At 39.8% G+C, this 16,462-nt stretch carries 12 protein-coding genes and 1 tRNA gene; 7 read left to right on the top strand and 6 right to left on the bottom strand.

Going from position 1 to position 16,462, the window contains the following annotated elements:
• Positions 1-99 precede the first annotated feature (99 nt).
• A tRNA-Gln gene (locus KO529_RS08105) sits at positions 100-171 on the bottom strand.
• A 284-nt stretch (positions 172-455) separates the two neighbouring features.
• On the opposite strand from KO529_RS08105, the gene KO529_RS08100 reads away from it, so the two are divergent.
• Positions 456-3,788, top strand: a complete 3,333-nt coding sequence (locus tag KO529_RS08100) for a glycosyltransferase family 117 protein (RefSeq protein ID WP_215947403.1) — start codon at positions 456-458, stop codon at positions 3,786-3,788.
• Positions 3,789-3,845: 57 nt separating this feature from the next.
• On the opposite strand, the gene KO529_RS08095 is transcribed toward KO529_RS08100, so the two are convergent.
• The 3 genes from KO529_RS08095 to KO529_RS08085 form a co-directional block, all read right to left on the bottom strand.
• Entirely contained in the window at positions 3,846-4,142 is a 297-nt protein-coding gene (locus KO529_RS08095) for a thioredoxin family protein (protein ID WP_072862855.1), read from the bottom strand.
• A 91-nt stretch (positions 4,143-4,233) separates the two neighbouring features.
• Positions 4,234-5,463: a metallophosphoesterase gene (locus KO529_RS08090; RefSeq protein ID WP_215947402.1), complete on the bottom strand. Its 1,230-nt coding sequence runs from the start codon at positions 5,461-5,463 to the stop codon at positions 4,234-4,236.
• A gap of 53 nt (positions 5,464-5,516) precedes the next feature.
• On the bottom strand, positions 5,517-6,242 hold the full coding sequence (locus KO529_RS08085; RefSeq protein ID WP_215947401.1) for a copper homeostasis protein CutC: 726 nt from the start codon (positions 6,240-6,242) through the stop codon (positions 5,517-5,519).
• Between the two features lie 42 nt (positions 6,243-6,284).
• Between KO529_RS08085 and KO529_RS08080 the strand changes: the two genes are divergently transcribed.
• The gene (locus tag KO529_RS08080) at positions 6,285-7,280 is read left to right on the top strand and encodes an isoaspartyl peptidase/L-asparaginase family protein (RefSeq protein WP_215947400.1); all 996 of its coding nucleotides are present in this window, start codon (positions 6,285-6,287) and stop codon (positions 7,278-7,280) included.
• Between the two features lie 43 nt (positions 7,281-7,323).
• Positions 7,324-10,170 (top strand): DNA polymerase I, encoded by a 2,847-nt coding sequence (gene polA / locus KO529_RS08075; protein WP_215947399.1) that lies wholly within the window; start codon positions 7,324-7,326, stop codon positions 10,168-10,170.
• 81 nt (positions 10,171-10,251) lie between these two features.
• Here polA and KO529_RS08070 read toward each other — a convergent pair whose 3' ends face one another.
• Entirely contained in the window at positions 10,252-10,752 is a 501-nt protein-coding gene (locus tag KO529_RS08070) for a hypothetical protein (RefSeq protein WP_215947398.1), read from the bottom strand.
• Positions 10,753-11,166: 414 nt separating this feature from the next.
• Here KO529_RS08070 and rplM point away from each other — a divergent pair, with 414 nt between their 5' ends.
• The 4 genes from rplM (at position 11,167) to tsf (ending at position 14,273) form a co-directional block, all read left to right on the top strand.
• Positions 11,167-11,622, top strand: coding sequence for a 50S ribosomal protein L13 (rplM, locus tag KO529_RS08065; RefSeq protein ID WP_031442375.1), 456 nt, complete (start codon positions 11,167-11,169; stop codon positions 11,620-11,622).
• Positions 11,622-12,008, top strand: a complete 387-nt coding sequence (gene rpsI / locus KO529_RS08060; RefSeq protein ID WP_085495248.1) for a 30S ribosomal protein S9 — start codon at positions 11,622-11,624, stop codon at positions 12,006-12,008. The genes rplM and rpsI overlap by 1 nt, the downstream gene beginning before the upstream one ends.
• A 274-nt stretch (positions 12,009-12,282) precedes the next feature.
• Complete coding sequence (gene rpsB, locus KO529_RS08055; RefSeq protein WP_215947397.1) at positions 12,283-13,353, top strand: 30S ribosomal protein S2; 1,071 nt, start codon at positions 12,283-12,285, stop codon at positions 13,351-13,353.
• Positions 13,354-13,448: 95 nt separating this feature from the next.
• Positions 13,449-14,273: a translation elongation factor Ts gene (gene tsf / locus KO529_RS08050; RefSeq protein ID WP_215947396.1), complete on the top strand. Its 825-nt coding sequence runs from the start codon at positions 13,449-13,451 to the stop codon at positions 14,271-14,273.
• A 205-nt stretch (positions 14,274-14,478) separates the two neighbouring features.
• On the opposite strand, the gene KO529_RS08045 is transcribed toward tsf, so the two are convergent.
• Positions 14,479-16,371, bottom strand: a complete 1,893-nt coding sequence (locus KO529_RS08045) for a peptidase M61 (protein ID WP_215947395.1) — start codon at positions 16,369-16,371, stop codon at positions 14,479-14,481.
• Positions 16,372-16,462 lie beyond the last annotated feature (91 nt).

The raw sequence follows: 16,462 nt of genomic DNA, 5'->3' as shown, positions 1-16,462 counted from the left end.
CAATAATTGTTCTTGATCCTAAGCATGATCCAAAATCAATTCTGATTTACCTTGAAATAAAAAATCCCCTGATTTTATTAAAATCAGGGGATTACTATGTTGGCCTACTAGGACTCGAACCTAGAACGACTGGACCAAAACCAGCTGTGTTACCAATTACACCATAGGCCACTACCTCGTTTGAGCGTGCAAATTTAAAACAAAGTTTTATATGCACAAATATTTTTGAGTCATATTCTAAAAAAATAGAGAAATATTCTACAACAACCTGCAATGCAAAGGGTTCCTGCAATATTTTAAAGTACTCTTTAAAAGGAACACTCCTTTGCATTCCCTACATTGGCCTCTCTATTGAAGCCACCTTGCCCCATATATCATGTTAAAGGTTTATGAAATATATATCCCATTATCTATTTAAATTAGTAAATTCGCCCCTCGGACAAACGACAAACCGCATGTTTTCAAAAAATTTCAAAAAATGGGATACCATCACAGGATGGTTTGTTTTTTTTATAGCCCTTATTACCTACGGAATAACCGTTGAACCTACTAGCAGTTTTTGGGATGCTGGTGAATATATTTCAACAGCGGCCAAACTACAGGTAGGGCATCCACCAGGAGCACCTTTGCTACAAATGATCGGGGCTTTTATGGCCATGTTCGCCCTGGAACCCACCCAGGTTGCAAAGATGGTAAACCTCGTTTCCGGGGTTTCCAGTGCCTTCACTATTCTTTTTATGTTTTGGACCATTACCAACCTCACAAGAAAACTTATATCCAAAGAGGAAGTCATAACCAACAGCAAAGCTTTGGCCATTTTAGGAAGTGGCATCGTAGGCTCCTTGGCCTTTACCTTTTCTGATAGTTTTTGGTTCAACGCAACAGAAACCGAAGTCTACGCAATGGCCAGTTTAATTATGTCCCTACTGCTCTGGCTAGGATTAAAATGGGTAGATGACCTGGAGAACCCACGAGGCAATAAATGGATAATACTTATTTCTTTTGTGGTTGGACTTACCTTTGGGATCCAGTTCATGGGCTTCTTGGCGATACCTACAATAGGTTTATTGTACTACTTTAAAACCTACAAGACCACAACAATAAAGAATTTTCTTTTGGCCAATATTATTGTAGTTGCCATATTGATGCTGGTCTATAAATTTTCATTGACCTATGTACTAAAAGTTTTTGGTTGGAGTGAGGTGTTTTTCATCAACACCATTGGCCTGCCATTTAACTCGGGAACCATTATTATGGGCCTCATTTTTATAGGTGTTTTCTATTGGGGGTTACGCTACACGCGCAACAACAACTATACCGTAGCCAACACCATTGTGCTCTGTCTAATGTTTCTATTTTTAGGGTTCTCTTCATGGCTAATGCTTCCGATTAGGGCAAATGCCGATGTGGTCATCAACGAAAACGATCCTGCGGATGCCAGATCTTTGTTGGCCTATTACAACCGTGAACAATACCCTGGAGTGGACAGCCCTGTTTATGGCGCCTATTACTCGGACACTTTTGCCCCTGCAGGGGATGAAAAGGACGAGAAACCCAAATACGAAAAAGACCTAAAGGCCGGAAAATATATTATTGTAAACAACTATAAGGATGCGCTGCAAGGACCAAACTCCGATCACGTAGGACTCTTGCCAAGGATGTGGAGCGAACAGAATGCAGAAAATTACATGAAGTATTTTGACCCGCTGACCTTTAGGATAAAATCTGATTATCTTGGGAACAACGAACTAAGGGAAGCCGTAAACCAATTTAAGGACGGTTACGCCAAGGGAGAAATAGACACTTCCCAATATATAAGATTCCTTAGGGAGTTTAGTGAATATATAGATGTACAACCCCCTACAGTAATGCAAAATATAAAATACATGTTCCAATTTCAATTTGGCTATATGTACTGGCGTTACTTTATGTGGAATTTTGTTGGTAAGCAAGATGATATTCAAGGAAGGTATGACAACCATGGAAATTGGCTAAGCGGTATAAACTTTGTTGATAATGCAAGGTTAGGCAGTCAGGAGAACCTTCCCAGCGATATTAAGAACAATAAAGGCAGGAACACCTATTTCTTCCTCCCCTTACTACTTGGCATTATTGGCCTAATCTTCCAAATAAGCAAAAACCCCAAACAATTTTGGGCTTTGTTCGTGTTCTTTATGTTTACGGGTATTGCCATCCAGTTTTACACCAATCCGGCCATTTTTCAGCCTAGGGAAAGGGATTATTCCCTGGTGGGCTCCTTTTATGTTTTTGCCCTATGGATAGGCCTGGGCGTATATGGACTTTTTGATGAATTCCAAAAGCTTTTGAGCCCCAAAATATTGGCTCCCGGAATTACTATCCTTTGTCTTTTGGCGGTTCCAGGAGTAATGGCATTCCAAAATTGGGATGACCATGATAGATCCAATAGGTACACTGCCAAATCTACCGCAAAGGCCTATCTGGAATCAACCAAGGAAGACTCGGGTGCTATTTTGTTCACTATAGGGGACAACGACACTTTCCCACTGTGGTACGCCCAAGAAATTGAAGGCTACAGAACGGATGTACGCGTGGTAAACACTAGCCTTTTTGCCACAGATTGGTACATAGACCAAATGAAAAAGAAAGCCTACGAAAGCGAGCCAATTCCCTCTCAGCTTACCCATAACGAATACAAATGGGGGTCTAGGGATGCCATATACTTTAATGAGCTTACCGAAAGCAGATGGGACATAAAAGACTTTATGAACTGGGTAGGGAGTGACAAGGAACAAACCAAATTTAGAAGCATACTACAGAAGAAAGGTGCGGATCTAAGCCAGTATTCCGAAAGCAATTTGGATGTTGTCTACTATCCGACCAATAAAATTAGGGTTCCGGTAAACAAGAAAAATGTTCTGGAGAGTGGTTTGGTCAAAGAAAAAGATTCGGCACTAATTGTGGATTATATTGATATTGACTTACCAAAAAGTGCGCTGCCCAAAAACCGAATCCTGATGTTGGACATCATTGCCAACAATGACTGGAAACGCCCCATATACTTCTCCGGGGGAAGTTTTGATGCCGCAGAATACATTTGGATGAAAGATTATCTTCAATTGGATGGCCTGGTTTACAAACTGGTACCTATTAAAACAACAAATAGAAGTTCTTATGAGATGGGCAGAATAGACGCCGATCTTATGTACGATATTGTAAAAAAATGGGATTGGGGCAATGCTGGAAGCCCGGATATTTATCACGACCCCCAAACCCGCACACAGGCACTTTCCTTTAGAGGTAACTTAGCACGGCTTACCGAAACTTTGATAGACGAAAACAAGATTGAAAAGGCGAAGGACGTCATCAATATTGCTATGGAAAATATGCCTGTTGAATATTTCGGGTATTACGCTTTTGTAGAACCGTTTATAGATGGGTACTTTAAGGTAGGGGAAACCAAAAAAGCTAGGGATCTATTTCAAAAATTAAAAAATATCTACCAGGAACGTTTGGACTATTATGCCAATTTACCTTTTGAGGAACAGCGGATGTTCCTGGACGAAATTATTCCCGACCTGGAGGCCTACAGTAGAAATATCGACATTTTAATTACCAACCAGGATCAGGAAACTGCCGAAAAGGAAACCCTCATCTTCAACGAATACATAGAGAAGTTTGAACGCTTTTATCGCAACGACCCAATGGAGGGCATACAAGCTCCAACTTCCGATCCTGACCTAATGGATTCATCGGCCATAGATGCTATACCGGAAGAACAATTGGACAGCATAGTAGTTCCGGAATAAAAGACACAAAAAAAACCGAGACTTAAGTCTCGGTTTTTTTATATACTGTTTAATAAGTTATAGATACTCATTGAGTATCCCAATAAGGGTATTTGCATCCTGCTCCCCACTTTGCCTCCAAACCATTTCACCTTTCTTGTATATCATCAAGGTCGGCAGGCCCTTCACCCTCAATGCCTGGGAAAGCTCTTTATTCTTATCCACATCAATCTTAATAACCTTGCCCTTATCGCCCAAGGCAGCGGCAACATCCCGTAGTACAGGGTGCATGGCTGTTGACTGTTCGTTCCACTCTGCGTAAAAATCCAATAACACAGGAACATTGATATCAATTAATTCACCAAATTTAGACATATACTATACATTGGGTTATAAATCAAAAATAAGAAAAAATGTTAAAATACAACTAGTGCTATCGTTTTTGTCGACAAGGTAGTAGTTAAAATCAGGTTAACGACCTCTTTTTTAAGGTAATCACAGTTATTTCCGGCCATATACCAACTCTTCCAGGATATCCCAAAAATCCAAATCCACGGTTTACATTTATCATCTGCCCCATTTCCTCATATACTCCCGCCCAATATTTATACCTCCATTTGGCCGGGCTCCATTTTATCCATCCTGGAATTTCTATCCCAAATTGCATGCCATGGGTATGTCCACTTAAGGTGAGATGATAGTGATAATCATCTTTTAACACTTGATCTTCCCAATGGGAAGGGTCATGGCTCATTAAAATTTTAAAATCATCCTTGTTAATATTGGAGACAGCCTTTTTAAGGTCGCCAGCTTTTTTAAATCCTCCCCTTCCCCAATTTTCAACGCCGATCAAAGCAATTCTATCCTCTCCTTTTTGCAAATACCTACTATCATTGAGCAATAGATCAAAACCCATTTCTTTTTGCAAATTTTTTAGATCGCTTAAGTTGTTCCTCTTAGCTTCTTCCGTCTCCCAATCCACATAATCCCCATAATCATGATTCCCCAGCACTGAAAACTTACCGTCCTTTGCACTTAATGTTGAAAACAGGCCTTTCCATGGCAACATTTCCTCTGCCATGTTGTTCACCATATCCCCTGTAAAAAGCAACACATCACTTTTTTGCTTGTTTATCAAGTTTATTGCGTATTTAATTTTCTCCCTATTATCAAAACTACCACTGTGCACATCCGATATTTGGGTTATTTGATATCCATCGAAGCTATTGGGCAAGTCATCGAATTCCAAATTATACTTAAGCACTTTAAAATTATACTTCCCCTTAACCATCCCATACAACAATGCCGAGAATGGCAAAGCGGCAATCCCCATGGCAAGGGTACTTAAAAAACGTCTTCGTTGGGGGAGGCTGAATTCTTTGGTCCCGCCAAATATTTTGTGATAGCTTGCCGTAAGAAACCTAAAAATATCTTCGGAGAATAAAAATACAATGGTAATCAACATAAAAGTAAGTATTGCCAAAAGGAGACCAAAAGCATAACTTTTTGGAACACTCAATACCCTACCAGGGTCATCGCCCATAGTAAACTGATAGATGAAATTCCCTAAAACAAAAAGTGATAATGCCATATAGGCAAAATAGACCCAGGGATAACGGGTTGCAGCCTTTATTGCCTGCAAAGTATAAATTCCGAGTGTTATATAAATGACAATAAAAACAATCCAACGTAGCATTCCTTATTTTTTAAGTAAAGATATTGGTTTCAAATCCATTAGGTGATTTTTTACTATTCTTTAACTAAGCGGACCACCTCCTGCAAGGTTGCCAAATGGCTGATAGCTACTTCATCATCCCTGAGAAAACCAGGACTGCTCATTGGAATTTCGGGCGTATGATCCAGGGTTTTGTGAAATTTTACCCCTGACAAATGCACCGCCGCAAATCGATTCTTCTTAAATTCCAATACGTTGGTATCGCGAATTCCTCCCCCGGGCATAATAACACAGTCCTTGGATACTTTTAACAACCCGGTCAACAACCCCATTCCTTGGGCCGAAGAATTTTGCTGTCCAGAACTTAATATGGTATCCACTTCCAATTCCTGCAATTGCCGTAAGACAACCATAGGATCCCTTACCCAATCGAAAGCCCTATGAAAAGTAAATTGCAATGGCCTGGAGGCTTCTATCAATTCTTTTGTTCTTTTATAATCCAAGGTAAAATCCTTGGACAACACCCCTGAAACAATTCCATTAAAACCCAGCTCCCTACATAATGTAATATCTCTTTTCATAATCTCAAATTCCAGATCGGAATAGGTAAAATCCCCACTTCTGGGTCTAATCAATACATTTACAGGGATAGAAATATGTTCCTTTACAAGCTGCAATAGCCCAAATGAAGGGGTAACCCCACCTACGGCAAGCTCGGCACACAACTCAATTCGGTCAGCACCAGCTTTTTGGGCATTCAGGGCAGATTCTAAAGAATTGGCACATACTTCTACAATCATATTTCTTATATTTAGAACCTTAAAATTAAGTAACACTATCTTATGAAAAGAAGAAATTTCCTTAAAAATTCTACCCTAAGCACTGCTGGAATAATTTCAGCACCACTTTTCGCATCATGTCAAGACGCAAAAAAAGAGTTACCGCCTATGTCAGCAGACATGGAAACGATAAAACCTATTGCCATCTGCACATGGAATTTTAAGAATGCCACGGCAAAGGCTTGGGAGGTTTTGGAAAAAGGAGGCTCTTCGCTGGATGCAGTGGAACAAGGGGTAATGATAGAGGAGGCAGATCTTAGCAACGAAACCGTTGGCAACGGCGGAAGACCGGACAGGGATGGCCATGTTACATTGGATGCCTGCATCATGGACAAGGATGGAAACTGCGGTGCGGTACTATGTATGGAAAATATTGCACACCCCATTTCGGTTGCCAGAAAGGTAATGGAAGACACTCCTCATGTAATGTTGGCCGGAAAGGGAGCAGAACAATTTGCTTATGAAAAAGGGTTCCCAAAAACAAATCTACTTACTGAAAAGGCCAAAAAAGACTGGCTGGAATGGAAGAAAAAATCCAAATACGAAACCATTATCAACATAGAAAACCACGACACCATAGGCATGCTTGCCATTGACAAAAATGGTGATATCGCCGGGGCCTGTACCACAAGTGGAATGGGCTACAAAATGGCAGGACGTGTTGGCGACTCCCCAATTATAGGTGCCGGACTGTTTGTAGACAATGAAGTTGGCGGAGCAACAGCCACAGGGGTCGGGGAAGAAGTGGTTAGAACCGTTGGCAGCTTCCTTATCGTAGAACTTATGCGCCAGGGGAAATCGCCGCAAGAGGCATGCGAAGAAGGCGTAAGACGAATAATGAAAAAAAACAAGGATAGAAGGGATTTCCAAATTGGGTTTATCGCCATCAACAAGAAAGGGGAAACCGGAGGTTATTGTATACATCCCGGGTTTAGCTATAGCAAATTTACCGAGGCAGGACAAAGCAATAATCCGACGGAGACTTTTTTGAAATCCTAATAATCAATTCACAATATCCAAATCTTAACAAGAATCAAATATAATGGCTGAACAAAAAAGACTTTTCTTACTTGATGCATATGCGCTCATTTTTCGGGGATATTACGCACTCATAAAAAACCCAAGAATAAACTCTAAGGGAATGGACACTTCCGCCATTATGGGATTCATGAATTCTTTATTGGACGTAATAAGAAGGGAAAAACCGGATCATTTGGCAGTTTGTTTTGACAAGGGAGGAAGTGCGGACCGTACCGAAATGTTCGCTGAATACAAAGCCAATAGGGATGCCACACCGGACGCCATTAAAATAGCCGTGCCCTACATTCAGAATATATTAAAGGCCATGCATATTCCTGTAGTGGAATTGGAGGGAATGGAGGCCGATGATATTATTGGCACTTTGGCCAAGCAGGCAGAAAAAGAAGACTATAAGGTATATATGGTTACCCCGGACAAAGATTTTGGACAATTGGTATCCGAGAACATATTTATGTACCGCCCTGCAAGATTAGGCAATGGTATAGAAATTTGGGGCATACCCGAAGTCCAAAAACGCTTTGGGGTTGAACGTCCGGAACAGGTAATAGACTATTTGGGAATGATGGGCGATGCCAGTGACAACATTCCCGGATTACCAGGAGTGGGGGACAAAACCGCCAAAAAATTTATAGAGGAATTCGGTTCAATGGAAAATTTGCTTGCGAATACCGATAAGCTCAAAGGCAAAATGAAGGAAAAAGTCCAAGAAAATGCAGAACTGGGCATACTTTCCAAAAAACTGGCAACTATATTTGTGGATTGTGATGTAACCTTTGACGCCAAAGATTATGAGCTTTCCATGCCCGATGGCGAAAAAGTACAGGAGATTTTCGAGGAGCTGGAATTCCGTAGACTTAAAGACCAATTCCTAAAGCTCTTTTCGTCCGAATCGGATAACGATAGTGCGAAGGAGGGCAAACAGGAAAACAGCCCTGTTTCAAAAAAGAAACAAACTGAGGCCGGAGGAGGCCAATTTTCCTTATTTGGTGGTGACGGACAGGTTAGCGGGGGAACAATAAAGGAAGTTTCCAGCAGAAAAAACATAAAGGAAGCTTCTCATGTATACCAAAGTATTCTTCCCGGTATGGCCATGAAACTTTTTGTCCAGAATTTAATGAAACAAACCTCGGTTTGTTTCGACACTGAAACCACGGGATTAAACCCACTTACAGCCGAATTGGTAGGTATAGCTTTTAGCTGGGAAGCCGGCAAAGGATTTTATGTTCCATTTCCCGAAAACAGGGAGCAGGCGCAGGAGATTATTGAACAATTGCGACCCTTTTTTGAGGCGGAAAACATTGAAAAAATTGGGCAGAACCTAAAATATGACATCAAAGTACTACACAAATACAATGTCTCCATAAAAGGCAAATGCTTTGATACTATGCTTGCCCATTACCTTATTAATCCGGACATGCGCCATAACATGGATGTTCTGGCGGAAACGTATTTGAACTACACCCCAATTTCCATAACCGAACTTATAGGCAAAAAAGGGAAGAACCAATTATCCATGAGGGATGTTCCTTTGGAACAACAAACCGAATATGCCGTAGAGGACGCCGATATTACTTTTCAATTGGCACAACACTTCCGACCAGAATTAAAAGAGGCTAACACCGAAGAATTATTTAATAAGATAGAGATTCCCGTATTACATGTCCTGGCCGATATGGAACAGGAAGGAATCAATCTGGACAAGGCCTTTTTAAATTCGCTTGCCGAGGATTTGGACAACGACATCAAAAACCTGGAATTAAAAATCTACAAGGAAGCAGGAGAGGAATTCAATATTGCTTCACCAAAACAATTGGGCGAAATATTATTCGATAAGCTAAAACTGGTGGACAAACCCAAAAAGACCAAAACAGGTCAATATTCCACTGCCGAGGATGTACTATCCTATCTGGCCAAAGACCATGAAATAATCCAAAGTGTATTGGACTACCGTGGTCTAAGCAAACTAAAAAGCACCTATGTAGATGCCCTACCGGAACAAATTGAGGAAAGTACCGGCAGAGTGCATACAGACTATATGCAAACCGTTGCCGCTACCGGTAGATTAAGCAGCAACAATCCCAACCTACAAAACATCCCTATTAGAACGGAGCGGGGAAGGCAGGTTAGGAAAGCATTCATTCCAAGAAATGAGGAATACACCTTGTTGGCAGCGGATTATTCGCAGATAGAGTTGCGCATTATTGCCGCTCTAAGCGAAGAGTCTACCATGATAGAGGCCTTTAAAAACGGAGAGGACATTCACGCTTCCACTGCGTCCAAGGTATTCAACGTGCCTTTACAGGAGGTTACAAGGGAACAGCGAAGCAATGCCAAAACCGTAAATTTTGGTATTATATATGGTGTATCGGCATTTGGATTGAGCAACCAAACCGACCTGTCCCGTGCAGAAGCCAAGGAACTAATAGAAACCTATTATAAAACCTACCCCAAATTGCGCAATTATATAAGTGAACAAATAGAATTCGCTAGGGAAAATGGATATGTTCAGACCGTGTTGGGCAGACGAAGGTATCTCAAGGATATCAATGGAAGTAATGCCATTGTACGGGGAGCCGCGGAACGTAACGCAGTAAATGCACCTATTCAGGGAAGTGCCGCTGATATTATAAAAATTGCAATGATCAATATTCACAGAAAACTCGAAGAAGGAAAATATAAAAGCAAGATGCTCCTGCAGGTGCATGATGAATTGGTGTTCGACGTGTATAAGCCGGAATTGGAGGAGCTAAAGACCATGATCAAGACAGAGATGGAAAACGCCTACAAATTATCCGTGCCCCTTGATGTGGAATTGGGGGTCGGGAACAATTGGCTAGAGGCCCATTAAGCACAGCCCTATAAAAAAAGGGAATTCCGTTGGTTTAACCAACGGCATTCCCTTTTTTTGTATTAGCTTTTTATTGGTATTTTATTTTCTTTTAAAGAGAAGCTGTCCACCTGCATTTAAATTTGGGACATCAAGGTCTGCTGCATCCAAGGTCATAACATCGCCATCTATGGTCACGTCTACAGATACTTCCTGCTGATCTTCATCGGTATAGGTTAGTTTGCCATCGGCATAAACATAGACAGTGGTTTCCGTATCCTTTTCGGTAGGACAAGGAATATCAAAACCATTCCCTTCAGAATTTAGACTAATTTCGAGATACTCAATAGAATTTTCTATGATAACCGTTGAATCCACCTTAAAATCAAAACTCAGCACATAACAATCCTTCGCGGTTAAAAAGGCCAATAAATCCCTGGCATTTTTCTCGTCATCACTGGCTGTATCATTATTAACCTTCAGTTCATAGGCCTGCCAAACGCCCACTATCGCATCCTCCTTGGAATTATCATCATCACTATCAGAAGAACATGAAAAGAAAAGACCTGTAACTAGAAAAAGTAATAAAAAATTAATTTTCATATTTTAAAATTTACATTGTTTTAAAAGCTAACGTATTATAGGCCAAATTAGTATCCCATAAATACAAACAATTAGGCACACTACCCAAACCCTACTTAAGCAGCACTGAAAAAGTAAAAAAATCGGACGCCCAATGTATTGAAATTTAAAAGTATTGACCAAGTTTTGACAATCTGCCATATCAATACCAAAAAGCCAATACAACTTCTTTGAATTTATGGAGAACAAAAAGACTTATAGGATGCAAAAACCAATTATTAGGATTACAAAGTGAGGACAAAGTATACTTCTAATTGCCAATATTGGAAAAAACTACAAAATAATAAGAAACAACCATTTGGAATTCAACTTAATAATTGTACATTTGCAGCCCGTTAAACGGGATTGAAGTGTTTAATCAATAAATATATTAGTGTGGATACATTAAGCTACAAGACGATTTCGGCCAATAAGGCGACCGTTGACAAACAATGGTTACTAGTTGATGCTGAAGGAGAAACATTGGGCCGTCTTGCTTCTAAAGTAGCGCAGTTACTTAGAGGGAAGTACAAGCCTAGTTTTACACCACATGTTGATTGTGGGGATAATGTTGTTATTATCAATGCAGAAAAAATCAACCTAACCGGAAAGAAGTGGGATTCAAAAACTTACGTTCGTCACACCGGTTATCCAGGAGGCCAGAGGTTTACAACGGCTAAAGAAATGTTGGCTAAAGATCCAGCGCGTATAGTAGAGAAATCGATAAAAGGTATGTTGCCCAAAAACAAATTGGGTGCAGAACTTTTCCGTAATCTGAAGGTATATGCAGGCGCAGCCCACAACCAAGAAGCACAAAAACCAACAGCAATTAACTTAAACGATTTTAAGTAATGGAAATGATTCATAAAATTGGTAGAAGAAAAACTGCAGTTGCCCGAGTTTATGTTACTGAAGGAAATGGTAACATTACTATTAACAAGAGAGACTTAAGCAACTATTTTCCTACAGCAACATTACAGTACAAAGTAAAACAGCCATTTGCCTTAACCAACAACGAAGAAAACTTCGACGTAAAAGTTAATGTATATGGTGGTGGTATTACAGGACAAGCAGAAGCCGTTCGTTTGGCTTTGTCCAGAGCATTATGCGAATTGGATGCCGAGAACAGATTGGTACTTAAACCAGAAGGTCTTTTAACTAGAGATCCAAGAATGGTTGAACGTAAGAAATTTGGTCAGAAGAAAGCTCGTAAGAAATTCCAGTTCTCTAAACGTTAATACCGTATTAACAAATCAAATACTGAAATACGGCAATGCTCTTGATGGTTATCAAGACAAAATTGGCAGATTCGGTATAATTTTTAATTGTTCATTGAAAACCCTTGTCATAGGGTAAGTAATAATCCAAAGTTGATCATAGGGCTTTTCCTTAAGGGAGAATCCAATGCATTCAAATTCTGGATAAATTAGTTTAGCATCTAAATATTAAAGGCTGCCTAGAGGTACCACTTTAATATTGCTAATTCAAAGGAACGTAAACTAAAAAACAAAAATGGCAAACAAAGTTGAAGTAAAAGACCTTTTAGAGGCAGGTGTACATTTTGGTCACCTTACCAGAAAATGGAATCCGAACATGGCTCCCTATATCTACATGGAGCGTAACGGTATTCACGTTATCAATCTTTATAAAACAGTTGCAAAACTAGATGAGACCAACGAGGCTCTTAAAAAAATTGCAGCTTCAGGTAGAAAAATACTTTTCGTAGCTACCAAAAAACAAGCAAAGGATATTGTTGCTGAAAAAGCAGGCAATGTAAATATGCCCTACATCACCGAAAGATGGCCAGGTGGTATGTTGACCAATTTCGTTACTATTCGTAAAGCCGTTAAAAAAATGGCCTCTATCGATAGAATGAAGAAAGACGGTACCTTTAATACGCTTTCGAAAAAAGAGCGTTTACAAGTTGACCGTTTGCGTGCCAAGTTGGAAAAGAACTTAGGTTCTATTTCTGAAATGACACGTCTACCAGCTGCTTTGTTCATTGTTGATACAATGCGTGAGCACATCGCTGTAAAAGAAGCTCAAAAATTGAACATTCCAATTTTTGCGATGGTAGATACCAATTCCGATCCACGACCAATCGATTTTATAGTTCCATCCAATGATGATGCCTCCAAATCTATCGAGGTTATTATGGCATCTGTAACTGCAGCTATTGCAGAAGGATTAACAGAACGTAAATCTGAAAAGCAAAGTGAGAAGGAAGGTGGAGATGAAGCCAAACCAAAGGAGAAAAAAGCAAAGGTAGCCTCAGAAGAAAAAGAATCGGAACCAAAAGCAGAGAAAGCTCCCAAAAAAGCTAGTACTTCTGGAGACGATCTAACTAAAGTAGAAGGCATTGGCCCAAAGATTGCTGAAATTTTTCAAGAAGCAGGTATAAACACTTTTGCTGATCTAGCCGACAAATCAGAAGAAGATCTTAAGGACATCCTTACTGAATCTGGCCCTAGATACGCTTCCAAAAATCCAGCTTCATGGCCTAAGCAGGCAAAAATGGCTGCCGATGGTAAATGGGATGAATTGCAGGAATGGCAAGATAGCGTTAAGGGAGGAATAGAGTAATCCTCTTTTACTTAAAACAGAATATAAATTTAACATTAACCTAGATTAGGATTACATTTCAATCTTAATTTAGGTGAAAATTAAAACAAAATAAAATGGCTAAAATTACCGCCGCTGAGGTAAACAAATTAAGACAAACAACTGGTGCTGGCATGATGGATTGCAAAAATGCATTGGTTGAAGCAGAAGGGGATTTTGATTTGGCAATTGAAATCTTACGTAAAAAAGGACAAAAAGTTGCCGCCAAAAGAGCCGATAGAGATTCTTCTGAAGGAGCTGCTATTGCCAAAGTAAATGCAGACAACACTACTGGTGTTATCATTTCTTTGAACTGTGAAACCGATTTCGTTGCTAAAAACGACACTTTTGTTGCTTTGGCCAACGACTTGGCAGATCTAGCCTTAAATTTCGACACTAAAGGAGATTTCTTGAATGCCGATTACAAAGGAAACTCTGTACAGGATAAACTTACGGAACAAACCGGTGTTATTGGTGAGAAAATTGAAATAGGTGGATTCAGCAAACTATCAGCTCCATTTGTTGGTTCTTACATTCATGCTGGAAACAAAATAGCTACCTTGGTAGGACTTTCTGCTGCTGTTGAGGGTGCAGACGTTGCCGCAAAGGATGTTGCTATGCAAGCCGCCGCAATGAATCCAGTAGCCTTGAACGAAGCAGGTGTTGACCAGTCAATCATCGATAAAGAAATCGAAATTGCCAAAGATCAATTACGTCAAGAAGGAAAGCCAGAAGCTATGTTGGATAATATTGCTAAAGGTAAATTGAACCGTTTCTTCAAAGACAATACTTTGGTGAACCAAGATTTTATTAAGGATAGCAAACAAAGCGTAGCCCAATACGTAAAATCTGTTGATTCCAAATTGGAAGTAACAGGATTTAAAAGGGTTGCTTTAGGATAATCCTTAAGCACTACTTATACAAAAAACGCCTTTACAATGTAAAGGCGTTTTTTTATGCACTAAAATCAGATTATAGAATTTGAAAGCATTGAATTAGACATAGGAAATCCTAAATTAATTTCCCCTAAATACCCACATTGGACTAGGATAATGCACTCCAATTAGACTACCTAACCCTTTTTCATAGAGCTCTATTTACCAAGAACTAGCCTTTTAACCATGCTTCACGAAGCTTGTTCTGCTGTTCGCTAGCGCTTTCCATTGCAACCAACTTAACGACCTTCAAAGTAGGCACGCCAACCTTCCCCTTCAAGGTAATTTCCTCATCCCCTCTTTGCACCACCATTACAATTTCCCTATCGGAATCCCAATTTATGCTCTGCCCTATAAGCAATCGAATATTAACCAAATTGGTCATTTTACCATCAACACTCTTAATTATATCTCCCCCTTGGGCTCCCAAATCATTGAAAAAACTGTTCAATTGAATCCCTTCCCTTACAAAAATAGCATTGTCATTTGCCGGATCTACATCTATATAAGGTATTTCACCATCAAAAAAATATCCTGTAGACTGCTCCTGCTCCGTTGTTTGCAACCCTACTTTTTTCCAATAGACATCGTAGTCTATAGGAGTGTCCCCAATGACATTGGCAGTAAAGAATTCCCCAATTTCCGGATACGTCATGGCAACGATTTCATCAATCAACTTATCATCCTCAAAAGGTTTGGAATCTCCATATTTCTTGGAAAGCTCCTTCATCAGCCATAAAACACCTTTTTCCCCTCCGCTTAATTCCCTAAGATTTATATCCAAAGCCATATTGATCAATGCCCCTTTTTCATAAACATTGGCATAATTTTCCTTATAAGGTTCCTCCAATATATTTTTGCTCATTACGGTAAAGGACATACTATCATCATAGGTTTTGGATCTCTCGACCTTCTCCATAAGTCTTTGATAAAAATCTTCCTCACTTATCAACCCTTGTTGAATTTGAAAAAGATTGGCAAAATATTCGGTAGTCCCCTCATACATCCACAAGTGCATGGACATTTTGGGATCATTAAAATCAAAATATTGTATTTCATTGGAGTGGATCGTCAGGGGAGTAACAATATGAAAAAACTCATGGGCTACCGTGTCAAAAATAGCCTCTTCCAGTCGCTCCTTTGATATTTGTTCGGGCATTACCACCACTGTAGAAGTATGGTGCTCCAAGGCTCCAAAACCTTTAGCATCATTGTCATCCATATTGGAAAGATAGAGGATTATGGTGTAGTGCTTGGTACTGTTAATATCTCCCAGAAATGCCTTTTGACCGCGCATCATTTTCTCCATACCCCCTTTTAAACTAGCCGCCGTAAAATGACCATTGGGAGAATAAACACTTAATGTTACCGCAATATCGTTCACCTGAAATGTTTCCGTGCTCGGGTTGGAATACATTATTGGGTTATCTATAACCTCAAAGTAACGATTGGCCACAAATACATCCGTATCCGGTCTGTTTACATCTTGTATTCCTTTAACCAAAGAGGTTACGGGCTCCAATCCATCTGGGGCAGAAATTTCCAAGGAATACGGTATTTCCTCAAGGCCATCAAAATAGCCCACAAAACCATGGAGGTTCAGCATAAAGTTCTTTCCCTTAAGAATATTGGTTCCGGACGGTGAAAATACAGGATCACTTACCTCTACTTCGGTATCGTAGGTATCGTTTACCCAATAATTAATTTTATCCAAATCCTTGGCATTGATAATCCTCCAAGTATTATCATCCAATTTTTCTACTTTTAACTCCCCTCCCTTATAATCAAGAGCCTTGAATTGCTCTATATATTTTCCGTAATTATCATCGCTATAAGTGCCCGGCACTGTCTTAGGAATAAAAAAGGAAACAGTATCGGTTACAAATGCAGCCGGATCCAAAACTACATTTACCTTATCGTCTACAACATTGATCAAATCTATTTTCGCAGTTATGGAAGCCTTTTCGGCCGAAACCAATGTCTTTGTGGTCCCACATCCCTGGAGCACCAAAATTGCAACCCCTAAAATCCATGATTTTTTAAACAACCCTATTTTATTTGTCATTTTTTATTGATTTTATTTATCGTTTTTTCCGAAAATGCCACATCTCCTTAAAGTACTGACATGGCAGAAAATGGCATTTTACCATTATAAA

It is taken from the genome of Arenibacter algicola (assembly GCF_018860365.1).
Lineage (GTDB): Bacteria > Bacteroidota > Bacteroidia > Flavobacteriales > Flavobacteriaceae > Arenibacter > Arenibacter algicola_B.
Note: the sequence above shows the minus strand (reverse complement) of the source record. Positions and strands in the feature narration are given on the sequence as shown.

Coding starts and splice junctions, on each gene's coding strand:
- KO529_RS08095 (WP_072862855.1), bottom strand. CDS start 4,142: ATGTCTAAATTTGGTGAATTAATTGATATCAATGTTCCTGTGTTATTG.
- KO529_RS08085 (WP_215947401.1), bottom strand. CDS start 6,242: ATGATTGTAGAAGTATGTGCCAATTCTTTAGAATCTGCCCTGAATGCC.
- tsf (WP_215947396.1), top strand. CDS start 13,449: ATGGCTAAAATTACCGCCGCTGAGGTAAACAAATTAAGACAAACAACT.
- rpsB (WP_215947397.1), top strand. CDS start 12,283: ATGGCAAACAAAGTTGAAGTAAAAGACCTTTTAGAGGCAGGTGTACAT.
- KO529_RS08070 (WP_215947398.1), bottom strand. CDS start 10,752: ATGAAAATTAATTTTTTATTACTTTTTCTAGTTACAGGTCTTTTCTTT.
- polA (WP_215947399.1), top strand. CDS start 7,324: ATGGCTGAACAAAAAAGACTTTTCTTACTTGATGCATATGCGCTCATT.
- KO529_RS08045 (WP_215947395.1), bottom strand. CDS start 16,371: ATGACAAATAAAATAGGGTTGTTTAAAAAATCATGGATTTTAGGGGTT.
- KO529_RS08100 (WP_215947403.1), top strand. CDS start 456: ATGTTTTCAAAAAATTTCAAAAAATGGGATACCATCACAGGATGGTTT.
- rpsI (WP_085495248.1), top strand. CDS start 11,622: ATGGAAATGATTCATAAAATTGGTAGAAGAAAAACTGCAGTTGCCCGA.
- KO529_RS08080 (WP_215947400.1), top strand. CDS start 6,285: ATGAAAAGAAGAAATTTCCTTAAAAATTCTACCCTAAGCACTGCTGGA.
- KO529_RS08090 (WP_215947402.1), bottom strand. CDS start 5,463: ATGCTACGTTGGATTGTTTTTATTGTCATTTATATAACACTCGGAATT.